The 1,169-nt window shown below is 57.9% G+C and carries 1 pseudogene; it reads left to right on the plus strand.

From position 1 onward, the window contains the following. Window positions 1-132 precede the first annotated feature (132 nt). Window positions 133-1,169 (plus strand): annotated as a pseudogene (locus tag I6F37_RS38300) (AMP-binding protein); the annotation flags it as partial.

Genomic DNA, 1,169 nt, shown 5'->3' on the forward strand with positions numbered 1-1,169 from the left:
CGACGTGCGGAATCAGGGTGGCTGCGCATGTCACCTCGATGACGAGCTCCGGCGTTCCGATTTGGGCGCCGAAGAAGGCGACGAATGGCGGGGCGCGTGCCTACGGAAAATCAATCAGGCAAGAAGCAGTCTATGGAACGTCAACCGGTTGACGCGGTCACGGCGATCGATCGGCTTGCAAGTTCGGATCCGGAGAGAGTTGCGCTGAGGCACGGCGCAGACGAACTCACATATGAGGCGCTACGATCAAGATCGGATGCCCTTGCAAGGACCTTACGAGAGCAGGGTGCTCGCGGCGCGGTTGTCGGCTATTGGGGAGGGCGGGACCTCGACTGGGCGACGGCGGTCATCGCAATTTTGAAAGCTGGATCCACGTACCTACCGCTCGATCCATCGCTGCCGGCTTCCCGTACATCATTCATGATCGAGCAGAGCCGCTGCGCTTTGTTGATGGGCCGAGACCGGCCGGATTCGCTCAGCCTATTCCAGAAGAGCAGCAAAGCAGCTCCGCAATTTGTAGCTATAGAGGCGGCACTGCGCCGGGTGCAGATCTCGTCTGTTGTGCCATCCCCGAACGCGGATGGACTTGCCTATATTCTGTTTACGTCTGGTTCGACGGGCCAGCCTAAGGGCGCAATGATCGAGCGCGACGGCCTAAACAATCATTTGGCGGCAAAGATCGATGCCCTAAGTCTCACTCGGACGGATCGCGTCGCGCAAACGGCATCGCACTGCTTTGACATCTCGCTTTGGCAGCTTCTTTCTGGGCTTTGCGTCGGAGCCTCTACATCAATCATCGATGATTCGACATTGAGATCGCCATCATCGCTCCTTCAAGCAATTCAATGATGCGGCGCTACGATCGTTCAACTCGTTCCGTCGATGCTGGCAGTGTTTGTTGAATATCTGCAATCGCTTGCCGCGGCAGAGCGAGCCATGGACGGCTTGCGGATTATTTCTACGGTCGGAGAACCTTTAACGCCCGGATTGGCGCGTGCGTGGCTTGCCTTGTATCCCCGCGTTTCCATTCTCAATCATTACGGGCCGACCGAGTGCGCCGACGGCGTGACGCATCATCTGGTTTCCGTTCCGCCTGCGCTGGCTGAGCCTTATGTGCCGATCGGCAGGCCAATTCAAAACGTTGAGGTTTATGTCGCGGACGGACCACG

It is taken from the genome of Bradyrhizobium sp. NBAIM08 (assembly GCF_020193935.1).
In the GTDB taxonomy this organism is placed as follows: domain Bacteria; phylum Pseudomonadota; class Alphaproteobacteria; order Rhizobiales; family Xanthobacteraceae; genus Bradyrhizobium; species Bradyrhizobium yuanmingense.